General features: G+C 68.3%; 26 protein-coding genes and 1 tRNA gene. 8 read left to right on the top strand and 19 right to left on the bottom strand.

Going from position 1 to position 20,434, the window contains the following annotated elements; genetic code table 11:
• Window positions 1-412 precede the first annotated feature (412 nt).
• Complete coding sequence (locus ACGFRG_RS07975; protein WP_393262371.1) at window positions 413-658, top strand: hypothetical protein; 246 nt, start codon at window positions 413-415, stop codon at window positions 656-658.
• 265 nt (window positions 659-923) lie between these two features.
• On the opposite strand, the gene ACGFRG_RS07970 is transcribed toward ACGFRG_RS07975, so the two are convergent.
• From ACGFRG_RS07970 to ACGFRG_RS07960, 3 genes are read right to left on the bottom strand one after another with little or no spacing between them, the layout of a single operon-like run.
• Window positions 924-1,367, bottom strand: coding sequence for an AAA family ATPase (locus tag ACGFRG_RS07970; RefSeq protein WP_393262369.1), 444 nt, complete (start codon window positions 1,365-1,367; stop codon window positions 924-926).
• A 2-nt stretch (window positions 1,368-1,369) separates the two neighbouring features.
• A complete protein-coding gene (locus ACGFRG_RS07965) occupies window positions 1,370-1,642 on the bottom strand; it encodes an HNH endonuclease (RefSeq protein WP_393262366.1) in 273 nt (90 codons plus the stop codon).
• Between the two features lie 13 nt (window positions 1,643-1,655).
• Window positions 1,656-2,240, bottom strand: coding sequence for a DUF4352 domain-containing protein (locus ACGFRG_RS07960; protein ID WP_393262363.1), 585 nt, complete (start codon window positions 2,238-2,240; stop codon window positions 1,656-1,658).
• A gap of 334 nt (window positions 2,241-2,574) precedes the next feature.
• Here ACGFRG_RS07960 and ACGFRG_RS07955 point away from each other — a divergent pair, with 334 nt between their 5' ends.
• Complete coding sequence (locus ACGFRG_RS07955; protein WP_393262361.1) at window positions 2,575-2,769, top strand: hypothetical protein; 195 nt, start codon at window positions 2,575-2,577, stop codon at window positions 2,767-2,769.
• A 245-nt stretch (window positions 2,770-3,014) separates the two neighbouring features.
• Here ACGFRG_RS07955 and ACGFRG_RS07950 read toward each other — a convergent pair whose 3' ends face one another.
• The 13 genes from ACGFRG_RS07950 to ACGFRG_RS07890 form a co-directional block, all read right to left on the bottom strand.
• Entirely contained in the window at window positions 3,015-3,410 is a 396-nt protein-coding gene (locus ACGFRG_RS07950; RefSeq protein WP_393262358.1) for a hypothetical protein, read from the bottom strand.
• 152 nt (window positions 3,411-3,562) lie between these two features.
• On the bottom strand, window positions 3,563-3,946 hold the full coding sequence (locus ACGFRG_RS07945) for a hypothetical protein (protein ID WP_393262356.1): 384 nt from the start codon (window positions 3,944-3,946) through the stop codon (window positions 3,563-3,565).
• Window positions 3,947-4,103: 157 nt separating this feature from the next.
• Window positions 4,104-4,307 carry a hypothetical protein gene (locus tag ACGFRG_RS07940; protein ID WP_393262353.1) on the bottom strand — a complete coding sequence of 68 codons (204 nt, stop codon included), beginning with the start codon at window positions 4,305-4,307 and terminating at the stop codon, window positions 4,104-4,106.
• Between the two features lie 17 nt (window positions 4,308-4,324).
• Window positions 4,325-4,687 carry a helix-turn-helix domain-containing protein gene (locus ACGFRG_RS07935; RefSeq protein ID WP_393262351.1) on the bottom strand — a complete coding sequence of 121 codons (363 nt, stop codon included), beginning with the start codon at window positions 4,685-4,687 and terminating at the stop codon, window positions 4,325-4,327.
• Window positions 4,684-5,370, bottom strand: coding sequence for a hypothetical protein (locus ACGFRG_RS07930; RefSeq protein ID WP_393262349.1), 687 nt, complete (start codon window positions 5,368-5,370; stop codon window positions 4,684-4,686). The genes ACGFRG_RS07935 and ACGFRG_RS07930 overlap by 4 nt, the downstream gene beginning before the upstream one ends.
• Window positions 5,371-5,434: 64 nt before the next feature.
• The gene (locus tag ACGFRG_RS07925) at window positions 5,435-5,890 is read right to left on the bottom strand and encodes a single-stranded DNA-binding protein (protein WP_393262347.1); all 456 of its coding nucleotides are present in this window, start codon (window positions 5,888-5,890) and stop codon (window positions 5,435-5,437) included.
• A 23-nt stretch (window positions 5,891-5,913) separates the two neighbouring features.
• Entirely contained in the window at window positions 5,914-7,239 is a 1,326-nt protein-coding gene (locus ACGFRG_RS07920; RefSeq protein ID WP_393262345.1) for a DnaB-like helicase N-terminal domain-containing protein, read from the bottom strand.
• Window positions 7,239-8,090: a hypothetical protein gene (locus ACGFRG_RS07915; protein WP_393262342.1), complete on the bottom strand. Its 852-nt coding sequence runs from the start codon at window positions 8,088-8,090 to the stop codon at window positions 7,239-7,241. Before ACGFRG_RS07915 ends, ACGFRG_RS07920 begins: the two co-directional genes overlap by 1 nt.
• Window positions 8,091-8,155: 65 nt before the next feature.
• Complete coding sequence (locus ACGFRG_RS07910; protein ID WP_393262339.1) at window positions 8,156-9,610, bottom strand: UvrD-helicase domain-containing protein; 1,455 nt, start codon at window positions 9,608-9,610, stop codon at window positions 8,156-8,158.
• 109 nt (window positions 9,611-9,719) lie between these two features.
• Complete coding sequence (locus ACGFRG_RS07905; RefSeq protein WP_393262336.1) at window positions 9,720-10,964, bottom strand: AAA family ATPase; 1,245 nt, start codon at window positions 10,962-10,964, stop codon at window positions 9,720-9,722.
• 259 nt (window positions 10,965-11,223) lie between these two features.
• On the bottom strand, window positions 11,224-11,958 hold the full coding sequence (locus tag ACGFRG_RS07900; protein ID WP_393262333.1) for a DUF2786 domain-containing protein: 735 nt from the start codon (window positions 11,956-11,958) through the stop codon (window positions 11,224-11,226).
• A complete protein-coding gene (locus tag ACGFRG_RS07895; RefSeq protein ID WP_393262719.1) occupies window positions 11,955-12,761 on the bottom strand; it encodes a BN159_2729 family protein in 807 nt (268 codons plus the stop codon). Before ACGFRG_RS07895 ends, ACGFRG_RS07900 begins: the two co-directional genes overlap by 4 nt.
• Window positions 12,671-13,168 (bottom strand): hypothetical protein, encoded by a 498-nt coding sequence (locus tag ACGFRG_RS07890; protein ID WP_393262743.1) that lies wholly within the window; start codon window positions 13,166-13,168, stop codon window positions 12,671-12,673. The genes ACGFRG_RS07895 and ACGFRG_RS07890 overlap by 91 nt, the downstream gene beginning before the upstream one ends.
• A 228-nt stretch (window positions 13,169-13,396) precedes the next feature.
• Here ACGFRG_RS07890 and ACGFRG_RS07885 point away from each other — a divergent pair, with 228 nt between their 5' ends.
• The 3 genes from ACGFRG_RS07885 (at window position 13,397) to ACGFRG_RS07875 (ending at window position 15,574) form a co-directional block, all read left to right on the top strand.
• Window positions 13,397-13,813, top strand: a complete 417-nt coding sequence (locus ACGFRG_RS07885; RefSeq protein WP_393262330.1) for a helix-turn-helix domain-containing protein — start codon at window positions 13,397-13,399, stop codon at window positions 13,811-13,813.
• 147 nt (window positions 13,814-13,960) lie between these two features.
• The gene (locus ACGFRG_RS07880; protein WP_393262327.1) at window positions 13,961-14,206 is read left to right on the top strand and encodes a hypothetical protein; all 246 of its coding nucleotides are present in this window, start codon (window positions 13,961-13,963) and stop codon (window positions 14,204-14,206) included.
• 15 nt (window positions 14,207-14,221) lie between these two features.
• Window positions 14,222-15,574, top strand: coding sequence for a tyrosine-type recombinase/integrase (locus ACGFRG_RS07875; protein ID WP_393262325.1), 1,353 nt, complete (start codon window positions 14,222-14,224; stop codon window positions 15,572-15,574).
• Between the two features lie 456 nt (window positions 15,575-16,030).
• Here ACGFRG_RS07875 and ACGFRG_RS07870 read toward each other — a convergent pair whose 3' ends face one another.
• Window positions 16,031-16,399 carry a DUF6344 domain-containing protein gene (locus tag ACGFRG_RS07870; RefSeq protein ID WP_393262321.1) on the bottom strand — a complete coding sequence of 123 codons (369 nt, stop codon included), beginning with the start codon at window positions 16,397-16,399 and terminating at the stop codon, window positions 16,031-16,033.
• A 210-nt stretch (window positions 16,400-16,609) separates the two neighbouring features.
• On the opposite strand from ACGFRG_RS07870, the gene ACGFRG_RS07865 reads away from it, so the two are divergent.
• A complete protein-coding gene (locus tag ACGFRG_RS07865; RefSeq protein WP_003958712.1) occupies window positions 16,610-16,744 on the top strand; it encodes a DLW-39 family protein in 135 nt (44 codons plus the stop codon).
• Window positions 16,745-16,887: 143 nt separating this feature from the next.
• Window positions 16,888-18,222 carry a hypothetical protein gene (locus ACGFRG_RS07860; RefSeq protein ID WP_393262318.1) on the top strand — a complete coding sequence of 445 codons (1,335 nt, stop codon included), beginning with the start codon at window positions 16,888-16,890 and terminating at the stop codon, window positions 18,220-18,222.
• Here the strand turns inward: ACGFRG_RS07860 and ACGFRG_RS07855 are convergent.
• On the bottom strand, window positions 18,209-19,594 hold the full coding sequence (locus tag ACGFRG_RS07855; RefSeq protein ID WP_393262316.1) for a serine/threonine-protein kinase: 1,386 nt from the start codon (window positions 19,592-19,594) through the stop codon (window positions 18,209-18,211). The two genes, ACGFRG_RS07860 and ACGFRG_RS07855, sit on opposite strands and share 14 nt — an antisense overlap.
• Before the next feature lie 25 nt (window positions 19,595-19,619).
• The gene (locus ACGFRG_RS07850; RefSeq protein ID WP_188276699.1) at window positions 19,620-20,168 is read right to left on the bottom strand and encodes a DNA-binding protein; all 549 of its coding nucleotides are present in this window, start codon (window positions 20,166-20,168) and stop codon (window positions 19,620-19,622) included.
• A gap of 150 nt (window positions 20,169-20,318) precedes the next feature.
• On the opposite strand from ACGFRG_RS07850, the gene ACGFRG_RS07845 reads away from it, so the two are divergent.
• A tRNA-Ala gene (locus tag ACGFRG_RS07845) sits at window positions 20,319-20,391 on the top strand.
• Window positions 20,392-20,434 lie beyond the last annotated feature (43 nt).

Below are 20,434 nucleotides of genomic sequence, written 5' to 3'. Positions count from 1 at the left end.
CACTCTCAACCACAGAGAGCACCTTTCTTGAGTGGGCAAACCAGCGCCGAACGCCGCGTGTTACAGGCAGACTTGATAGATGGCTGACAATGTTGCGCGGATCATCGCGGGAGCTAGCGCAAGTTTCACAGCCTCCAGCATGGCTGTTTCGTACGCCACTTACCGCCGCGGTAGGCCGAGGCTGAAGGCGTCAGGGCACTTCATGACCAGGGAGCGGACGGACGGAGGCGACAGCGAGGTCACCTATCTACTCGTCATGAGGGTCCGCAACCACGGGCAGACTGCCGTCAAGCTCGTTCGACCCCATGTGCAGTTCCGTGACAGCGGCCGTCAGCGAATTCTTGGCCTGTGGTCGAGGCGACGGCCAGGGGCTGGAATGACGTGGTTTCCACAACCACCTGAAGGATCGGTCATGGTCGCCGAGCCGTTCGGCGGAGTGCGTTGGGAAATGACGCTTAACAGCAGGGAGCTTCGCACTGTGCACCTGGGCGGCCCCTACTTGCGCCTAGGTGTTGAGATTTCTTCAGGGGCCGTCGTTCGTGATCGCTGGTGTGCGAACTGGTTTGCCCGCCGTGAGGTGATAGAGAACGGTCTAGACCCTCAGCAGCTCTCATTCGACGATCTCAACGTTGATGACTACTTCGAAGAGAGACAGTAGGCGTCGAGCCGTTAAATAGTTGAGGTCGATGGGTGGAGACGGCGGCCAGCCATCCGATATGTGACTCAAAGTGACGACTCTAATTGGGCTGGAACGTGGTTAGGCGCCAAGATCGTCTTCATGTGAGGTCGCGCAAAAAACCGGGCGACAAGGGCGTTTGGGTCGCCCACTCGCGTTCTGAACTTTTGATCCACTCTCCGGCCTCGACCGCCCGAATCGAACCTTCGAGTGATCATTTCGCTGGTTCATTGATCGCTGAACGTGATCACCAGGAGCGGGATGCCTGTGTGGTCACTGCTCGTGAGCCGCCCTTGCGCCGGTCGCGGTACCAGCGTGTGACGACGGCCTCCATGGCGGGCTGCCGCATGTCGCGTACGCGGCGGCGGACGATGTCCTCGCCTGGATCGATGACCACGATGCGGGCGCCGAGTCGCGTGTAGCGTGCGCGTGCCTTGGCCTGCGGCATGGTGTGGATGAGGTAGGCGTCGACCTCGGCAAGGTGGTGCTCGACCTCGTGGATGGCGGCCTGTCGGGCTCGGTGGACCACCTTCAGCAGGGCCGGGTGGTGGTTGTGGTGGTCGGCGCCCGGACCGGCCATGGCCAGTGCCATGAGATCGAGGTCGATCACGATGTCCGTGGGCTGGGCGTGCGCTTTGATCCAGCTGGATTTTCCTGCGGCTGGGGGGCCGCTGACGACGATCAGACCCATGGTCACCACCTTCGCGAAGCTCGGGGTTGTTTGACCGTCGTGCGGTTGCCGCGCGCGCTGTTGCATCTGCGGTGCGCGGTACGCGCGTTGGCGGGGTCGAGCAGGCTGCCGCCTCGCGAGAGAGGGGTGAGGTGGTCAAGGGTGAAGGAGAGCGGATGGCGTGGGTCCAGGCCCTCCGGGATGTCGTGGCCGCAGATCCAGCAGGGGAGCCCGAGAGCCTTCTGACTGGCGACGAGGCGGCGGTACGGGCGCCCGGTACGAGGGTTGCCGGCCACGAGCCCCCTTCGTCTACGTCTTGGGCACGGTCCATTCCAGGGGCCGGCTGTTGAGGCTGCGCGGCTTGTAGACGATGCGGGCGGGCCGCTGTTTGGGAGGCACAGGCAGCATGATCAGGCCGCGTACGCACTGGCCGGGAGAGATCGTCCCGTCGTAGGGGAACTCCGGCTTGGGGATGTCGCCGCCGGTTAGGCCCGTGGGTTCTGCCTGGGTGCCGTCGGAGAAGCTCAGATGCCAGTCAGCTGCGCTAACAGAGATCGGTTGGCCGGTTCCATTGGGGCTGGTGCTGCAGACCTTGGCGTCCAGGCGTGCCCAGATGGATCCCTCAGCCATGCCGAGGCTGGCGCCGGGTGGGTCCATGGTCTTGTCGGGCTGCCGGTAGCTCACGGCTATGGCGTTGAGGGTGGCGGCCTTGTCGGCGAGCCGTGCCTTTTGGCTGGCGCCAAGGGCTACGGGACCGCTCGGTGTGGGGGCGGAGCTGGCTGGTTCGGTGGTGGCCTTGACCGGCCTGACGTCCTTGGTGCCGGAGTCGCAGGCCGTGAGGGCGAGGGTTAAGACGGTGGTGCCGACGACGGCCGTGGTGGTGCGGGTGCGCATGGTCCCCCCTGGGCGGGTACGTGTGGGGGCCATCATGCGCGGTGTGGGTGGTGTGGGTGGGTGGTGTGGCCGAGCCGTGACATGCGTAAGGCCCGCACGAAGGCGAGCCATCGGTGTCCGGGCACGGCGGACTTAGGGACCAATTTAGATCATCAACGGCGGGAAAACCATCCATCTTTCGATGGAAGGTCGTTCCTGTGCTGACGTCGCGTACTTCCTGGTTGTCGGTCTACTGGGTTGCGTGGTGCGGGTTTTGGCTGTTGGGAAGGGCCGTTGCCAACAGCATTGAGGCTCGTATGCTTGTCCTGCTCACTCGCTCCTCCTCTTCAACTTCGTGGACCTGTTCGCGGGTTGCGGAGGTCCTGACATTCGTCAGGGCGACTTGGAGGAGAAGGAGGAGACGGTGGTGAACCCCGAGATGGGTAAGCCAGGCAGGAAGTGGACCCAGCCGGAGAAGTGGCAGTTGGGCATCGGACTGTTGGGGCTGCTCTTGGCGATCATCGCCACAGTGGGGCAGTTCGTCCGCTAGGGCGATCCACACACGGGTGCGGTCGGAGCCGTGGCTACGCAGTCAGCGAGCCCGGTCTCATGCACCGCGACCGGGCTCGTGAACTGCGCAGGAGGGCCTGACTGGTGCCAGCCGGTCGGGCCTTCCGCTTGCCACCTGTAGGCAGCTCTACACAACATTCTTCTCCAACCCTAGAACGTTGCATCACGTGAGTCGAGCTTGCAAGAACGGGCGTTTTTGCACTCGTACAACCTGGTGGGCTCGGCTTATGGGTTACGCCGGTAGCTCCGTCGCTTGATTACGGCCTGGGTGATCTTCTCCCCGTACCAGCGGTGCGCAGGGCCGGTGACGTCGTCTGGGGCGGGCCACCGGCCCTTAGAGCGGTCGGCGCGGATCGTGGCCGCTGTGATGCCGGTGGCGGCTTCGATCTCGCGGGCCGTGTAGAGCTTCCGGGGTTCGAGGTCGGTTGCGTGGCGCGCGAAGTGTTCCGTGATCACTGCGTCTACGGCGGCTGGGTCGTAGATGTACGAGCGTCCCCGCTTGCCGATCGGGGCGGGCCAAGCGGGGTGGCGGGACCACTGGGCCCGCAGGGTGTTGTAGGCCCGGCCATGGCGTTCGGCGATCTCGCGGAGGGTTTCGCCCTCGGGTGTGCGGTCTACCATGGGGGTCTCCGGTCCTTTCGAGACTGGTTGGTGACCGGCGGGGGCTTTGCGGCGGGCGCCCTTGGCGCCCGTGGGCTTCGGCCCGGCCCCCGTCGGTCGTCTGATCTTGATACGAGGATGCCCCCGGCTGGCTGCCGGGGGCATCTCGTCTCTTACTCGTCCAGTTCGTCGATCATGAGCATGAGCTCAGCGGCTGCGTCGATGATTGCGTCACCGGCGGCGACCAGGTTGATCTGGACTTCCAGCGTCGTCACGTGTTCCTGGGTCTTCAGCCATCGGTCGAAGAGGTGTGCTGCCGCGATCCAGTGGAGGCATCCGCCCCAGATCAGGACTTGCAGGTCTTGAGGGATGGGCTGCTCTTCGATGATCTCGGTGACCCGGATGGTGGCGGGGACGATTTCGGTGCTGTCGTAAACCGGGCCGCCGGGGAGGGCGATCGGGATCGGCAGCTTGGAGACGACCTTGGCGATCAGGCGGTAGACCCGGGCGAGTGCGAGCCCAAGGTTCTCCTTGTCCTGCTCGAATTCGTCAGACACGGTGTCTGGTCCTCTCTTGAGTTGTTCTGGTTGGGAGGTTCGGGGTTTGCGGCCCCTTCCCTCTGGTCTTAAGTATGGCAGCTTGATGTATTGGATTGCAACATCACCCGCCAAGAAGATGGCCCCAAATCCCGGAAGATCTGGGGCCGTTGACCGGCTACGCCAGTGCCCAACCACTAAGCCGTTCTCGGCTGTCCACCTCAGCCGTGAGCTTCTTGCCGGGCAGCTCTCGCTCGCTCAGGCCGACCGCTGCCGCGATTTCGGCAGCCGGGTACCGGACGGGCGTCGCCGCGTCCGTAGCGTCCGCGATGACCTCGGCCTCGGCCCCTACGAGCAGTAGCACCTTCACTTGTACACGCATGATTCGTCCTCTCTTGATCAACTCGGGTAGTAGTCGTTGAAACTGTCGGCCAGCTGTCGCAGAGCAAGAACATGCTCCTCCAGCGTGGTGCGCCACTGGTGGGCGACAGCGTCGGGCACGATCACGTACCCGGGCCGCGCCGAGACGACCGATGAGACAGCCGTCGCAAGCTGTCGCATCGCTGCCTCGGCTTCGGACGCGCGCTTCTCCACACCCGTCACCTGATCTGTGATGGCATCTCGGTGGGCCGCAAGGTCGCGGCGGGCGGTGTCCTTCGAGATGCCCAGCTGCGCCGCAATCTGCCGGAGGGAAGCCCCGTCGTCCGCCAGTCGCGCGACGACGGCGCGCCGGGCAACGATCTCGGGCGCCGCCTGGTTCATGCCGCGTACTCGTGCAGCGTCCAGGCCCGTTGGCAGTCGGAACACCGGACGGCTGGGGGCTGCCCATCTCCACCCTCGACCTTGAGCGCGCCGTCGCAGTGCGGGCAGGGGTGCGGTGTGGTGAGTACGCGGCGGGCGATACCCAGGGCTCGCTCGGCGCGTGCCGCGCATTGAGCGGCCACGTGGTCGAGACGAGCCTGTTCGCCCTCGGTCAGTGCCCGGAACGGTCCGTCGTCTGCGCGGGCGCGGCTGGCGAGCCACCGTGCGGCGGTGACGGTGTCGCGGTTTCCAACGAAGCGCCAGCGTCGGCCGTCCGCGCCGTCCTTCGTTGCGAGCATGACGGCCTGGCGGTGGATGTCGTCGCTCCAGCCGCGCCCGGTGACGCCCCTGAGCGCGGGGCGCTGAATCCGTTCGGCAAGCTGGTCAGCGAGCTCGACGAGGTCCCGCTCGATCGCCCGCATGACGTCGAAGATGTCCACAGCAAGTGGAGTCGGTCGGGGGCCCGGGGCGTCGGGGCTGCTGTCGGCCCGTTCGTCGAGCACGGCTTCCCGCTCCTGCTCGTCGAGGAGGCGGGTTACTCCCATGGCGGGAGGCCATCCTGTGTTCTGGCGGGCGGCGAGGGCGTCCTGGAGATCGGCCCAGGAGTCGACGACAGTGTCGAGGTGGTCGATGGCGCTGGTCACGGTGATTGCTCCGGGGAGGCCGGGGCGGGCCCTCGTGTGGGCCCCTTGGGGCACGGCGGCGGGGTTAGAAGGGCGGTTCGGCCGGGGCGGGTTCGGTCGCCCAGGGGTCGTCGGCAGGCGTGGCCGGTCGTGTAGGGGCGGGATGCCCAGCGTTCGTGGTGGTGCCGGTGGACCTGGTGACCGTGGCCGTGGCGTACGCGAGCGAGGGGCCGATCGAGCGGATCAGCAGGGTGGTTGCCTGGTGCTTTTGGCCGTCCTTCTCCCACGACTCGGTGCGGACTTCGCCGGAGACGAGGACTTCCATCCCCTTGGCCAGGGTCTCGGCAACGTGTTCGGCAAGGCGTTCCCAGGCGGTGCCGCGTACCCAGAAGGTGTCGCCGTCGACCCACTCGCCGCGATCGTTCTTGCGGCGGGAGTTGAAGGCGAGCCTGATGCGGGCAACGGCTTTGCCGCTTTGGGTGAAGGAGAGTTCGGGGTCAGCGACGATGCGGCCGACGCCGGTCAGGGTGGGCAGAGACAAGGATCTTCCTCTCGGTGGTGGGGTCAGCCGGTGGCGCCGGTGGCGGAGCGGCCGGTGTAGGGGTCGGCATCGATGGGGGTGTACGGGACCCAGGGCCAGCCGCCCTTGGCGCCCTGGCGTAGATACGGCGGGAACTGGCGGTCGTCGCGCAGGCCGCGCCATGGCACGAGCTGGCGGGCGCGGTCCTCCTCGGCGCTCCGCTCGTCGGCGACGGGCCGGAGGCCGAAACCGAACTCAGGCCAGCGCAACCACAGCGAGGACCCGGCCGGACGCAGGGCACGGGGGCCGAAGCCATTGCCGTGGGGCGCGTGTGCTTCCAGGACCATGGCGCAGTCCGCCGTGATCCGCGCTTCGTTCAGAGCGACGGTGACGCGCCGGGCGTGCTCCTCGGACGAGGGGTCGCCGGTGTGGAGCTGATAGATCGGGCCGATCACGAGGAGATCGGGCATGACGGTCTCGACCCGGCGCATGAGCCATGCGCGCCCGGCGCCGGTGGTGAGGTCTACGCCTTCGGGACGGACGTCTATGTGGAGGCGACCGCGCTTTACCGGCTGGTGAACACGCTCGGCCGCGTTCATCAAGGCGCGGTAGTGCCGACGGGACTGGGGCGCGCTGTTCTCGCAGTCGAGGACGAGGGTGGTCTGCGGGCCGTACTCGCTCGGCTGGATCGTGAAGGGGTTCACTCCGGCAGCCGTGGCTACGGCGATCTGCCGCAGCAGCACGGACTTACCGCCCCCCTCTCCTGCCGTGAGGATCAGACGGTCGCCGTGCTCCAGGAGCCCGGGGATCACCCAGCGGTAAGTGTCCTCGACGGTGAGGAAGTCGTGCATGTCCTGGATCGGGGCGTCCTCGGCGGCGCGGCCTGCGTCCCGTACGTCTCGCGTCATTGCCACGGCTTGCTCGGCAAGGTCGGCGGGCTCACCGGCCTCGGGGTCGTAGCCGAGCTGGACGATGCGCGCGCCGGTAGTGATGAGGGCGCGGCGCTGGGCCAGGGTGCGTATGCGCTCGGCATACCAGTCGGCGTTGGCCGGAGTGGGCATGGCCTGGGCGAGGGTGTGGAGGTACGCGGCGCCGCCGACTCGCGCGAGGGTGCCGGCGGAGTGGAGGGCGGCGCCGAGGGTGATCGGGTCGACGGGCTCGCCGTGGTCGATCAGAGTTCCGGCGGAGGCGTGGATGGTGGTGTGGGCGGGCCGGTAGAAGTCGCTGCTGGCGACGAGCTGGTGGATACGGCGGATGTCGCGGCCCGCGAAGCAGAGGGCGCCGAGGTATGCCTGTTCGGCGTCGGGGTCGTGGGGCTGAGTGCGTGTGAGGAGTTCGTCGGTCGTCGCGGCGGGGTCGGGAGTGGTCATCAGAAGATCCCTCGCTCCGTGGGGTCGGTGTAGCGCTGAGGCGTGCCGGGTCTGGGGGGCTGGGCGTGTGGCGGGAGGGGTTCGGGGGCGTCGTCGTAGCGGTCGCCGTTGAGCCAGGTCGCCGGATACGGGATGAAGCGGAGTTCGGTGCGGGCGGCGTGCCACTGCGCGGCGTGCCGGGCGGCGGCCGCGGCGATGAGGGCAGGGTCGGCGCCGCGCTTGAGTGCTTTGGTCCAGGCGGTGCGCGCGGTGCCCTTGGCGACCTTGCGGGGGTAGACGGCCCAGAAGGAGTCGAAGGCGTCGTCTGGGGCGGGAGTGTTTGTTCTTTCTCTTGGGGGTTGAGGGGTAGGCGTCTGGGATTCCCTGACACTGAGGTCCGGGATTTGCGGACACTGAGCCGCGTCAGTGTCCGCGATTTCCGGATGCTGACGCGGGCGCTCAGTGTCTGGGTTTCGCGGACGCTGAGGCTGGTCAGTGTCCGCAGAATCCGGACGCTGAACCGGGGCGTCAGTGTCCGGGATATCGACACACTGAGCAGGTGCGAGGGGCAGGAGTGCGTACTTCGCGACAGCGTTCTTCTGGCCCGCTGAGACTCGCTTCAGCACGCCCTTCGTGATCAGTGCCTTGATCACGGCGTACATCTGCGGGCGGGACACGCGCGCCCGGCGCAGGATGCGCGGCGCCTCGATGCTCGACCACGTCGTCCGGGTCTCGTCGCGGGCATCCTCCGCCAGCACCCCGAGGACCCATGCCTCGCGGTGCGTCAACGTCGTCGGGGCATGGTCCATGACCTCGACGATCAGGCGGATACCCACAGCCACAGGAGCCCTTCGATAGGTGCGGATCGGCACTGCGCCGGTGTCCGGCCGGAGGCATCGTCACGGCCGGAACCGGGGTCACGGCACGGCGGAACGCGTCATCCCGATACCGCCTTGATGCCGTCAACCCAAGCCAGCGCGCGGTTATCGAGCTCCAGCCGGGCCCGGGTCACGGCGACGTACGCGAGACGGGCCTCTTCGCGGCGGATCGTCACCAACCCGGTGGCGGGGTCAGGGGATGGCGCCCGGAAATCGCTGTGGATGCGGACCCGGTCCCACTCGCGGCCCTTCGACCGGTGCGCTGTCGACACCACGAGCTCCGCCCGGTCCTCAGCCACCAGCTGCTCGGTAGCCGTGATGATCACGGCCGGACCGTGCTCGTCGACCAGCTTCACCAGCACCCGCAGGTCTGCGCCGTCCGCCTCTTCCTCGGCGTACTGGCGAACCTGGTCCCACGTGGAGAACCCGGCGAGTTCGGGGTGATCGGTGTCGCGGCCGGACTGAAGGGCGGCGGCGGCCTCGGCGAGGCGCCGCATGTCCGAGCCGCCACCGACCAGCGCCACCCGCGTGCCACGGGCGAGCGCGTCCATGACGATTTCCATCGCTCCGGCGTTCGTTCGGCACAGGACCGCGTTGGGATCGGGAAGTTCGCCGAGCCGGGACGGAACGGGGTCGAATCCCTTCAGGCGCAGCTCAGTGCCGACGATGTACAGCCACTGATTCGCTGCCTCAGCGATCGCCGGGCCGAACCGGAAGGACTGGCTGAGGGTGCACTGCTGCGCCCCGTCGGCCGCAAACTTGTTCAGCGCGTCTGCGGCACCACGCCACTCGTAGATCTGCTGAGCCGAGTCCCCAACGACGATCCGCTGGGCGTGCTCCTGGCGGCGGATGACGTCGTACAGAACATCGTTGGTGTCCTGTGCCTCATCGAGAAGGATCACCTCGGCGTCCAGCTTGGGCTCGCCAAGCTGCCACGCCTTCATGTAGTGGTCGTGCTGGTACTTCAGAACGCCGTCCGGGCGCGTCAGGTCCCGCCAAGCGGCGTGGGCTACGGGCAGCACGAGCTCGCCGAGCTGGGTGATTGTCGCGGGCTGCTTCAGGTTCGGCTTGCGGGGTATGTGCCGCAGCTCGATCTCCGCGTCTGCCGAGTAGCACCATCGCGTGATGGTCTCCAGGGCGTAGCGCATGATCCGCTTCGACGGCATCGCGATCTTCTCGCCGATGTCGCTCACCACGCTGGGGACGCCGACGGGGTGGCCGAGGATGGCCGGTACGCCGAGAGCCTGCGCTGCCTGGTGGGCGGTCTGGCGGGTGCCGCCGAGCCGGTGGGCGTACTGCTTGCCGATGCCGTGGAAGGCGAGGCTGTGGCCGGTCGAGCAGACAGCGTTGCCGGGGAATGACTGCTGCGCGTCCCGCGCGATCGTCTTGTTGTAGGCGATGTACATCATGCAGGCGCGCGGGTCGGCTTTCGCGATCAGCTTCAGCGTGCTCGACTTGCCGCACCCGGCGCCGGCCTGGAGGACGAGGTCTGTGCCGTCGCCGTACGCGGCCATCGCCTCGCGCTGTTCTGGGGTGGGGTCCACCATTGGGGTGCACCTCCTTCCGGGGAGGTGCGGGGTCCCGCCGAGGGGAGGCGGCGGGACCCCGCAGTTCAGTGGTGGATCAGGCGGCTGCCTGCGAGAGGCCGTCGAGCATGGCGGCGAAGTCGGCGGCGGCGGTCTCGCGCTCCGTGTAGGCCGTGAGGGTGTCGAGCAGCGTCGCGGCCTCGGCGGTCGTGAGGTCGTTCGCGGACGAGATGGCGCGGCCGACGATCAGCGACGTCGCCCGAAGCCGTCCCTCGCGGTCGCCCTCCAGGCCCACCCCCTTGAACAGGGCATGCATCGCACGCATCTGCGGCGGCGTCGCCCGGTTGCTGACGCGCCCCGGTTCAGGCGCCGCAGCATGAGCCGTCGCAGGGGCCTTCGTCGTGCCAGATCCGACCGTGGAGACCGGGGGCGTAGGGCCCGCCGTCGGCGCCGAGCCGGGCTTAACGGCCTGCCCGTACTCACGGATCAAGTCCCCCAGCGTCGTCGGCTCACCCGAGGACGGGTGCAGCTGTCCGACGGCGAGGATGCCCCGGCTCTTGGCCCTCGCATGCAGCGCCAGCGCCTGCTCGTACGCCAGCCCCTCGGCGGTCAGCTCGTCCACGATCGCCTGCACCGGATCCACGCCCTGGCCCAGCTGTTCCAGGATCGTCTCAGCCACGTCCTCACCAGGGTGGTGAATGACCATGCCGTCGAGCGGCGCATACCGAGTCTTCGTGACCGTGGCAGTGCCCTCGACCATGTCCATCACCACGTCGAGCTCGTATTCGGCGCCCTCGCGCTGCACGGCCCGCACGCCGACCTTCGTGACCTTCTTGCCCTCGATCACGTAGTCACCCTTGGTGCGCATCGTGACGATGAGATGGCCCCGGAAGTTCAGGAGTGCGTCCAGCATCTCCTGCTCGATCGGGTTGCCGGTGCGCCAGCCACCGAAGGTGCCGCCCGCTCCCTTCTGGGCTCCGGCCTGCTCAACGATCTCCAGGAGCCCGCCCCTCCCATTCCAGAAGTGCGACCAGGAGTCGACGACCAGCACCGCGACGCTGGCCGCCTCGGCGGCCTTCACAGCCTGGATGAGGTGACGAGGGTCGTGGGTGTCCATCGGCATGTGACCGAAAGCGTGTCCGCCGAGGTCCGGGCGGCCAGGTACAGGGGCGTACTTGAGAGCAGAGCCCCGTTCGGTGTCGACGACTCCGATCGGCTTGCCCTGCGCCAGGCCCTCGGCGAGGCGCAGCGCGGACTTGGTCTTGCCGGACCCGGCCGGGCCCTGAAGCCCGATCCGGGCTCGGGCCGTCTCACGGGTGGCGGGAGTGAACGAGAACGTCATGTCGCCCTCCTGGGCTGAGATCGGGCGATGGCGTCGAGAATCCGGATGGAGGCCATGACGGCTCCGTACCGGGCCCGCTTCTTCCGAGCCGTCGCCGCTGTGTCCGACGGCGTGATTGCGTGCGTCTCCGCGTGCCGGGCGAGAGCAGCCGTGGCCTCGTGGACCGCCTCCCCTCGTACCCTGGCGAGGAGGGCAGCGGTCTCGGCCGCCGAAAGGGCGTGCCCAGACATAAGCGCTCGGTATGCGTCGGAGTAGGCGGTCATTGGGCACCACCGATCGCGCGCCGCCTGCCGTTGAGGCCCGTCTGCCCGATGTTCGCGGTGCGCCCGGCCGCGCGACCGGCTCCAGCGCCGGAGCCGCTGTACCTGGTACGCCCGCTCCTTGTGCGCGGGTACTGCTCTGCAAACTTCTGCTGGATGATCGCTTTGCGGTCGGCGAGTACAAGGGCCGTGGACCGACCCCCCTCAGCCGGGGCGGACTCACCTTGGGCAGCGGCCCGCGCCTCGGCCGCCTTCACTCGCTCCACCACTTCATCGGTGAAGCCGATCAGCCACGACCGCCGGTACGGGCGCGGCTTCTCCCACGAGGGCACCTTGGCCTTCGCCAGAGCATTCGTCATCTGGAGCAGAATCGACGTGAACAGCAACTCGACGCGCTGAATGTCGGAGTCGAACCCGAAGACGTGGACACGCGCGGCCCCATCGCCGTCACTGAGCAGCAAGGGGCGGCAGCGCATCGCATCAGCCAGCCAGTACAGCAGCCTGGCCTTCTCCCGCCCCCAAGGGTTATCGACCGCGATGACACGGTCCTCCGGCTTGTCGGAGTTCGGCACCCGGTCGCCGAGCAGGGCCTGCTCAATCCCGTACTTCGCCATGAGCTCGGTTGCCTTGGACGTGAACACCTCGGCTTCGGCGGGCGTTGCGGCCGGGTCCTCAGCCTTGGCGAGCAGAGCCCGGATCCGGCCCAACAGAGCGTCAGTCGGCTGGTCGCTCATGCTGCTTCACCACCCGGCAGTGCGGGCAGCACGGCGTCTCGGACGGCGAGCAGCGGGCCAACGAAGTCGATCACGTGGGCGAGGGAGCAGCGCTCCGGACGGCCGACCTGGGACAGCAGCGGCATCCCCTCAGCCGTCTTGCCGCAGGCGACCCAGACGTTTCCGTTGATATCGCGATGCGGCAATGCCAGGTCGTAGACCACAGCTCCGTGCCGGTGCGGACGCTGCGCTACCTCCATCGCCCGCTGCTCCAGCTGCGGGCCGTCGTAGCCGAGCAGCCACACGGAGATGCCGTCGCGGTGGCCGGAGCCACCGTAAGTGTGAGGCAGCGCACCGGATCGGTAGTCGGTGACCGAGAAGTACTCGACCCACTCCGCCCAGACGTGCAGATCGGTCACGTGCACGGAGACGATCAGCCGGTCCTGGTCGACGCGCACGCCCTGGAGCCCGTGCGTCTCGCCGTACAGTGCTTCGATCTGGGCCGCGAGGGTTCGTGCCCGGCCGCAAGTGGCGTCCCAGGCGATGGCCTGCTCTTCCAGTTCGGTCAGGTTCTGGGGCGACGGCTTGGGGCGCCGCATGTAGATCATTTCTGGCGGCTCGTTGTCGGGGGCCCGCTCGGGGCTAGCCTGTGTCATGGCCTGCTCCACTGATGGATGACGTGGGGGTGAAGGGCTGGGGGCGTCCCGGGCTTGGTAGGTGCGGGACGCCCCGTCTACGCGGCGGTGCGCTGCTGCCGCATGTGATCGAGCACGACGGCCGGATTGAAGCGGCGGCTCCGGCCGACGTAGATCAGTCCAGGCCAGGTTTCGCCCTCTGCCTGTGCTGCCTGGATCTGCTTGTCGATCCAGCTCATCGACTTCCGCAGGAAACGGGCGAGCTCGGACTGATCCATAAGACGGTCCGGCAGCGCCGGAGACGGCACTGGCACCTGCGATATGCGTGTAGATGTAGATTCTTTGAGAGTGAGAACGACCGGCTCGAAGAGCTCGTCGACCTCCCGATTGAGGGCGGCCGCGATCAGGTCGGCGGCGCGGTCGCTGCACTCTTCGCGGGCACTCTTGCCGCCGCCCGCGATGAAGCCAACCAGGGCCCGGGATAGGCCCTCGCCTGCTGGGTCGACCTCTTTCGTCCGGGCGGCGAGGCGGGGGATGTCCAGCCCGGTCGCCTGCATGGCGCGCCGGAGCGGTGCTCCCTTGTCCAGTCGTCGCATGGTGAACCTCTGCTGTGCAGCCGAATAGGGGTCGCGCTGGTCGCCCTGACCTGCGCTATCTACAATCTACTTGTAGATAGCTGATAGGTCAAGAGTGATGCACAGGGGTGTGGATAAGCTGTGGAAGGGGCTAGCGGGGTGAATGTAGACGCGTAGATCCCGTAAATTCAGGTCACAGCATCTCGGATCTACTTGCGAATGTAGATGGCGATGCCCGATCCTGACCGCGTGACAACCGCCCAGCACCCCCCCGGCGAGACCGACCACCCCGCCGAGGACCCCGCCGCAGGCGAGGACCTGGCGGCACTACTCGAACGCGCCCTCGCTGACGTCGGCCGCAACCAGAAAGAACTGGCGGAAGAGGCTGGCATCAAATACCCCACCCTCAACGCGTGGATGAACCGCACGCGCGGGTGGGGCCGCGTAGACCCCGAAGTCTGGCGGTCCGTAGCCGCCGCGCTGAAGAAGTGGGGGTCCAATGTGACCACCGCAGACGTCTTCCGCGCGGCCGGCAGGGCCGTCCCGGGCCCAGCCGAGGGCGAGCGAGAAACGCGACTGTTGGAGCTCTACCGCCGACTGCCGGTCACGTCGCAGCGCGCTCTGATCGCCTGCGCCGAGGCCATGGTCCGGGGAGTAAGCCCATGAGGAGGGATAACGCGGGCTGTTGAGACCTGAAGCATTTTCGGTCATATGCCCAACCCACATGCACAAGAGCCACGAGCGGGGTTAGGATCGTCCTCCCGCTGTCCTCCCGTAGCGGACTCAACCATGCCGCATCCATGGGGGACATCCGTGTGCATCCGCATCTGCACCGCCGAGACTGACGATCTGCCGGAGATCGCCACTTGGGACCCGGACGAAGTGTCCATCCTCGTCCGAACGGGCACCCACCACACCGACCTGATCAGAGAACTTCACGCGCTCCTGGCTGACCTCGGCGCACCGACACGCGGCGCTGGCCTTACGTGCTTCTGCGGCGATCCCGTCGACCTTCCGTCCGGGACGTCCGCGCCGAAGGCCGACGCCTCCACTCTCTGATCAAGGGGAATCACTGTGGGGCGCCCGACCACCAACAATCCGAGGCCCATCCCCAGCCGCACCTGCGGCTGCGACGGCTGCCTAGCCAAATACCCCGGCGACCGCGCTGCGGTCGAGGAGCACGAGGGGAGTTGGCAGGCCCGTTACACCGCACCCGGCGGCCATCGCATCCATGTCACCTGCGAAACGGAAGACGAAGGCATCGCCGCCTTGGAGCGGGCGCGGACCCAGATCCGTGACCGCACCTGGATCGACCCCAAGCGCGCCGAGATCACCCTGTGCGCTTGGCATGGCCTGTGGTGGCCGACCCAGGCCGCGAGGCTCGACGACAACACCGAGGACCGGGACAGCCGGGCCTGGCGCAATCACATCGAGCCCGCGTTCGGCAGTTGGCGGCTCTATGAGCTCGGCTGGCTGGAGATTCAGAACTGGGTCAATTCTCTGTGGGACCAGAACGGCGGCCCACTCGCGGCGAGTTCGGTCCCCAAGACCTTCCAGATCCTCGACCGCATGCTCGAAGCCGCCAAGCTGGACAGAAGAATCCCCTTCAACCCGGCCGATGGCGTCAAGCTGCCGAAGATCGCAAAGAAGCACCCCGAGGACCGGCGGCCCCCGACGTACGACATGCTGGCCAGCATCCGAAAGCACCTCCCGATCTACATGCGGGCCCTTCAGATCGTCGCCCAGGAGACCGGCCTGCGGTGGGGAGAGCTCGCGGGTCTCCGATGGTGCCGAGTCGATTTCAAGAACCGGCTTCTCCACGTCCGGGAGGTGCTGACCGAGGTTCGCGGCAAGATCAGGCGCAAGGCGTACCCGAAGAGCGACGCCGGCCTGCGTACAGTGCCGCTCACGCGGCTCGCCGTCCGCGCACTGCGCTGGCTGCTCGACCGCGAACCGGACGCGAGTCTGAATGAGTCGGCGCCTGAAGATGGCTTGTGCGAGAACGAGCTCATCTTCCATGGCAGAAACCGCAAGAACCGGCAGGGCGAGCCCTACCGGGCGCCCTTGCGAAGGTCCGCGTTCCGGCGGTTGTGGATCGCGGCGATCGAGGCAGCCGGGGTAGCGCGGAAGACGATCAAGAAGGTCGTCGAGACGGTCAAGGACAAGGTGACCGGGCGTCTGCGGCAGGCGATCAAGGAGCGGATCGACTGGTGGCCGGACTTCCATGATCAGCGCCACAGCTACGCCTCCCGGCTCCACGATCGCGGCGTGCCGGAGGCCATCGTTCAGGAGATCCTGGGGCACGAGCGCGCGGGTACGGTCACGTGGCTGTACACCCACGCGGCGACGAACTACGCGGGTCAAGTGCTTGCGGCGTTGGACGAGCAAGAAGAGGTCACCCAAGACGCTCTGGATCTTGTCGCGTGATGCCCAGCCGATGCCCAAACGCTGCCCATTGGATGGCGCCCTCTCTATATAGGGGAGAGGGGTGGAGCGGCAGCGGGGGATGTAGACGGACGTAGGCGCAGGTCAGGCGGGGTGTTCCGTGACCTGCGAGGGCTCAGTTTCAGGACTGAGTGCTGATAAGGATGAGGCCACAGGTTCAAATCCTGTTAGCCCCACAGTGACGAAGACCCCCGGACAGTGAGTCCGGGGGTCTTCGCGTTGTCGGCCGACGGACGGGCGGGCGGACGGGTGTCCGTGGTCTTGCCGGTTCCGGGGCGGGCGTCCTCTACGTACTACGTACGTACGGGAGAAGTCGCGCACGGACGAGACGGCGCGGCCATGACGACATCCCGCAGCCGTACCGGCATGAAGAAGCCCGGCAACTCGGGGAGTTGCCGGGCTCGTGCGCTCGGGCGGGCGCTGGGAGGTTCGGGCGGATCAGGGGGACAGGGCCGTGGCGCCGGGGGCGGCGGCGTCCGTGCTGTCGTCGGCCTCGCTGCCGTCCGCGCCGTTGCCGCTCTCGCTGTCCTCATGGGCGGCCGGCAGGTGCCGGGTCGAGGGCGAGGAGCCATGGGCCTCGGCGCGGATGCGCTGCTTCATCGTGGGCGGCAGTGCCGAGAGGCCGGGCAGGGCCCAGGGCGCGATCGGCGTACGGGCGGTGGGGATTTCGCTGCGGTTGTGCGCGGCGGCCTGCTGCGGTACGGAAGCGGCGGCCGAGGCCTCGGAGGCGAAGCCGAGGGAGGCGAGGAGGGCGACGAGCACGCCGATGAATGCGGTCCACCAGGTCGTGAGCTTGCTGGTTGCCATGACTTCCTCGCTTCTGTGCGCTTCTGGGTTGCCCGATTTGCGATGTACCTCATGATGTGTACGGGCGGGGCAGAGCGAGGGGTCGACGCACCGTTATGGGCGGATGTTCCGATGAACTGCACTCGGATGGACCATCACCGATTGATATCGATCGGTGTGTATAGTCGGGCGACAGAGGTCCCTTACGTCAAGGAAAGACGAGGTCGCGCGGTGAAGAAGCTCCTCCTGGTCGCACTGGCCGCCATCGGCGGGCTCCTCGTGTACCGCCAGATCCAGGCGGATCGCGCCGAGCAGGACCTGTGGACGGAGGCGACCGACTCCGTGCCCGCAGGTTCGGGTGTGTGAGCCCCACAGAGTCCAGTTGCAGAGCCCCGGCCGCCGACGCGGCCGGGGCTCTGTGCTGTCATGTGCCCGGGGCAGCGGCCCCCATGGGTTCACCTGCGCAAATCAATAGCTTGCACAAGCAAAATTGAAGGGGGCGCGGCGGCATGACGAACCAGCGGGGAAAGGCCCTGGCCGCAGCCGCCGTGGCCGCGTTGTGCGCGCTGGCGGCGTTACCGGGCCAGGGGCGGGCCCAGGCCGCCAACGGGCAGGCGCAGGCGCGGGACACACAGGCGCGGAGCAGCTCGTACCGCTATGACCCGGGCGCCCAGCCGGTCACCGGCGCCGCGAGCGGCCAGGACGGCCCCCGTCTCGATGCCGGCCGGATCTACCGGTCCACGATCGGGCCGGGCGCCAGGATCTCCTTCCAGATCGCCCTCGACGGCAGCGGCGACGCCTATGTGTCGGCCGTGGCCGTGCCGAAGCCGGACGAGAAGGTCTCCTCGACCGACGGCATCCAGCTGAGCCTGCGGGACCGCGACGGCAACACCTGCGACTCCGGCAGCGCCCTCTTCGGCTCCCCCGAGTACCCGAGGCCGATCGCCGCGTACGTCTCCCGGGGCCTCAGCCGCCATCAGACGTCCTGTCAGGCGGCGGGCACCTACTCCGTGTTGATCGAACGGGTCGGCGACCAGGCCGCCGCTCACGGCGCCTGGGGCCTTGAGCTGCGCCAGGCACGGGAGCGCAGGACCGCTCCCGGCGGCCCGAGCACCGCGCCGACGCACTGGTCCACCGCGTCGCCGCCCGCGCCCACCGGCGGCGGGCGCGAGATCCACGGCGGTGCGGGCTTCACCGACGCGCCCTCGATGCCCCAGGGCGAGTGGCGGGACAGGCTGCGGCCGGGCGACACGCTCTTCTACCGGGTGCCGGTCGGCTGGGACCAGCAGCTGTCCGTCACCGCCGTGCTGGCCCGCTCCGGCGGCAACCGGTACGTGCGGGAGGCGCTCGACCTCCAGCTCTACAACCCGGCGCTCGGCCCCGTCGTCTACGCCTACATCGGGTACGACGGCAGCAGCGCGGCCTCCACCGGCTTCCAGCCGCTGGCGCCGGTGAAGTACGAGAACCGGTACTCCACTTCCGACGTGTCCGCCGCCATGCGCTTCGAGGGCGACTACTACCTGGCGGTGAGCCTCAGCCCCGGCCTCGCCGACGCTCTCGGCAGCGAGGCGTACGGGGTGACGCTGCGGGTCGACGTGCGCGGCAAGGCGGGGCCCGGGCCCGCGTACGTGGGGTCCTCGCCCGGTTTCGGGATCACCGGTACGGGCCCCGCTCCGGGCGCTGCGGCGGGCACGGACGCCTCCGCCACCCGCCACGACGACGGCTCGGCCGGGATGCGGCTGCTCGCGGCCGCCGGGATCGGCACGGGCACGCTGCTGGTGGTGGGGCTCGGCGTGTGGACGCTGGTGGCCCGGCGCCGGGCGCTGCCGGTCAGGCCCGGCTGAGCGCCCAGAACCCGACGGCGAAGCAGAGCAGCGCGAGCAGCAGCACCGGGACGGCGACCCTGCGGGGCGGGCCGGTGAGGGGCCGCTTTCCGGGCTGAACCGGGGGCTCGGGCGAGGGCTGGACCGCGGGCGGGACCGGATCGGGAACCAGCTGAACCGGATCGGGAACCAGCTGAACCGGATGGTGAACCGGCGGGACCGGCTCGTGAACCGGCGGGGCCGGAGCGGGAACTTGTGGGCTCTGCCAGTCGTAGCTCTTGGTGACAGGTGTGGGTGCGTAGGAGGGCGGATACGGGGGTGGGGTGAGATGGAAGCCGTCGGCCGTCGGCGGGGTGGGCAACTGTTGTGCGGGCAGCTGTTGTTGCTGCCAGTCGTGCTGCTCGTGCTCCAGCTCCTGCCGCGGGTCCGGTTCCTGCTCGTACTGGTACGGCGTGGCCTGCGAATCCCACGCATCCCGCGAGTTCCGCGAGTCCGGCGCGCGGTGCGCGCCCCGGGGCGCAGCGCGCGGAACGAAGCCCTCCGGAAGCGGGCCGATCTGGTCGAAGACCTCGACCGGCTCCTCGTCGGCCGCGGGCTCCGGCAGCAGCTCGACGGCCGTGGCGAGCGCCTTGCGCGCCCCCGTGGCCGTCCGGAACCTGGCGTGCGGGTCCGGTTGCAGCAGACCCGCCAGGACCTGCCACAGCGGCTCCGGGATCCCCTTGGGCGCCCCCGGTGTCCCGTACGCCGCGAAGTACTCCACCAGCGCCCGGGCGTCCGGCTTCTGACCCTCCAGCAGATACAGCGCGACGAGCCCCACGGCGAACAGGTCGGCCGGGAAGTCCGGCTCCGCGCCCATGACCTGCTCGGGGGCGAAATAGCCCGGCGTCCCCATCACGAAGTTGGTCTCGGTCAGGCGCGGCTCGCCCTTGCGCAGGGCGATGCCGAAGTCGGACAGCCGCAGATGCGGCCGCCCGGTCCCGGTGGCCTCCAGGAGGATGTTGGCCGGCTTGATGTCGCGGTGGACGACCCCCTCGGCGTGCACCGCGCCCAGTCCGGCGAGCAGCTGGTCGAGCAGCACGCAGACGAAGCGCGGTGGCAGCGGGCCGTAGTCCCCGATCAGGTGGGCGAGCGAGCCGCCGGTCACCAGGTCCATGGTGAACAGGACCTTGTCGTCGTCGGCGGCCCAGCTCGCGGGGGCCAGCACATGAGGGTGGTCGATCCTCAGTGCCTGCTCGCGGACGAAGCGCAGCAGCGTGTGCGCGTCGCTCTGCTGGAGGACCTTCGCCGCCACACAGCGCCGGCGGCGGTGGTCCCAGGCGCGCCAGACGGCGCCGACTCCGCCGCGCCCGATCGGGTCGATGAGCTCATACCGACCGGCGAAGACCTCACCCACCTGCCACCCCCGCCCCCATCGGCTGTCAGCTCTGGTGCGCCTCGTAGTGGGCGACCGCCTCGGCGGTGCGTCCGGCGCCGTACACCCGGAGGAACTCTGCCAGTTCGGGGTGGGCCGGGGCGAGGGTGTCTGCGGCGTCGATGATGTCTCCGGCGGCGGCCACCGAGCGGAGCAGCGACTGGATCTCGCGCACCACCCGGCGTACGGTCGGCGCGCCCGAACTGGTCGTGGTCTGACCGGTGTTGGTGAGCACGGAGCCGCCCTGCGACTTCTTGATCTCGTCCATCCGGTCGGTGGCCTCGGCGGCGCTGACGCTGCCGTCCGCGACCTGGCCCGCCAGGTCCTGGAGGGCCTGGACGCGCTGCACGACGGCCGGATTGCCGATCTTGGCGCGCTGACCGCTCATCAGCTGGGACAGCATGGGAGCCGACAGGCCGAGGACGGCGGCGAGCCTGGCCTGGTTCAGGCCGAGATCGTCTATCAGCCGACGGAAGAGCGCCCCCAGCGGCTCCCCGTACCAGCTCCGCTGGAGCTCCCTGGCTCTTGCGGTCGCTTCCTGCTGTGCTGCGTCCATTGCGCGTCTCCCCATCGCTTCCCCTTGAGGCGCTTCGCTGTCGCGAACCCCGACGAGCATCTTACGGAGAGTGGTCGCCGACCGGGAGTCCCAATCCTTTTGCGGGATACCCCGTTCCACCCGGTACTCTGGTCTGCGCATCACCGTTTCGGGGCCTTAGCTCAGTTGGTAGAGCGCTGTCTTTGCATGGCAGATGTCAGGGGTTCGACTCCCCTAGGCTCCACAGCACGACGACGGCGGGTGGCGTAGACACAGGGTCTACGGCA

The sequence above is a fragment of the Streptomyces sp. NPDC048696 genome, assembly GCF_043198895.1.
Classification (GTDB): Bacteria; Actinomycetota; Actinomycetes; order Streptomycetales; family Streptomycetaceae; genus Streptomyces.
The sequence above is the reverse complement of the archived record's forward strand: the minus strand, read 5'-3'. Positions and strand labels throughout refer to the sequence as shown.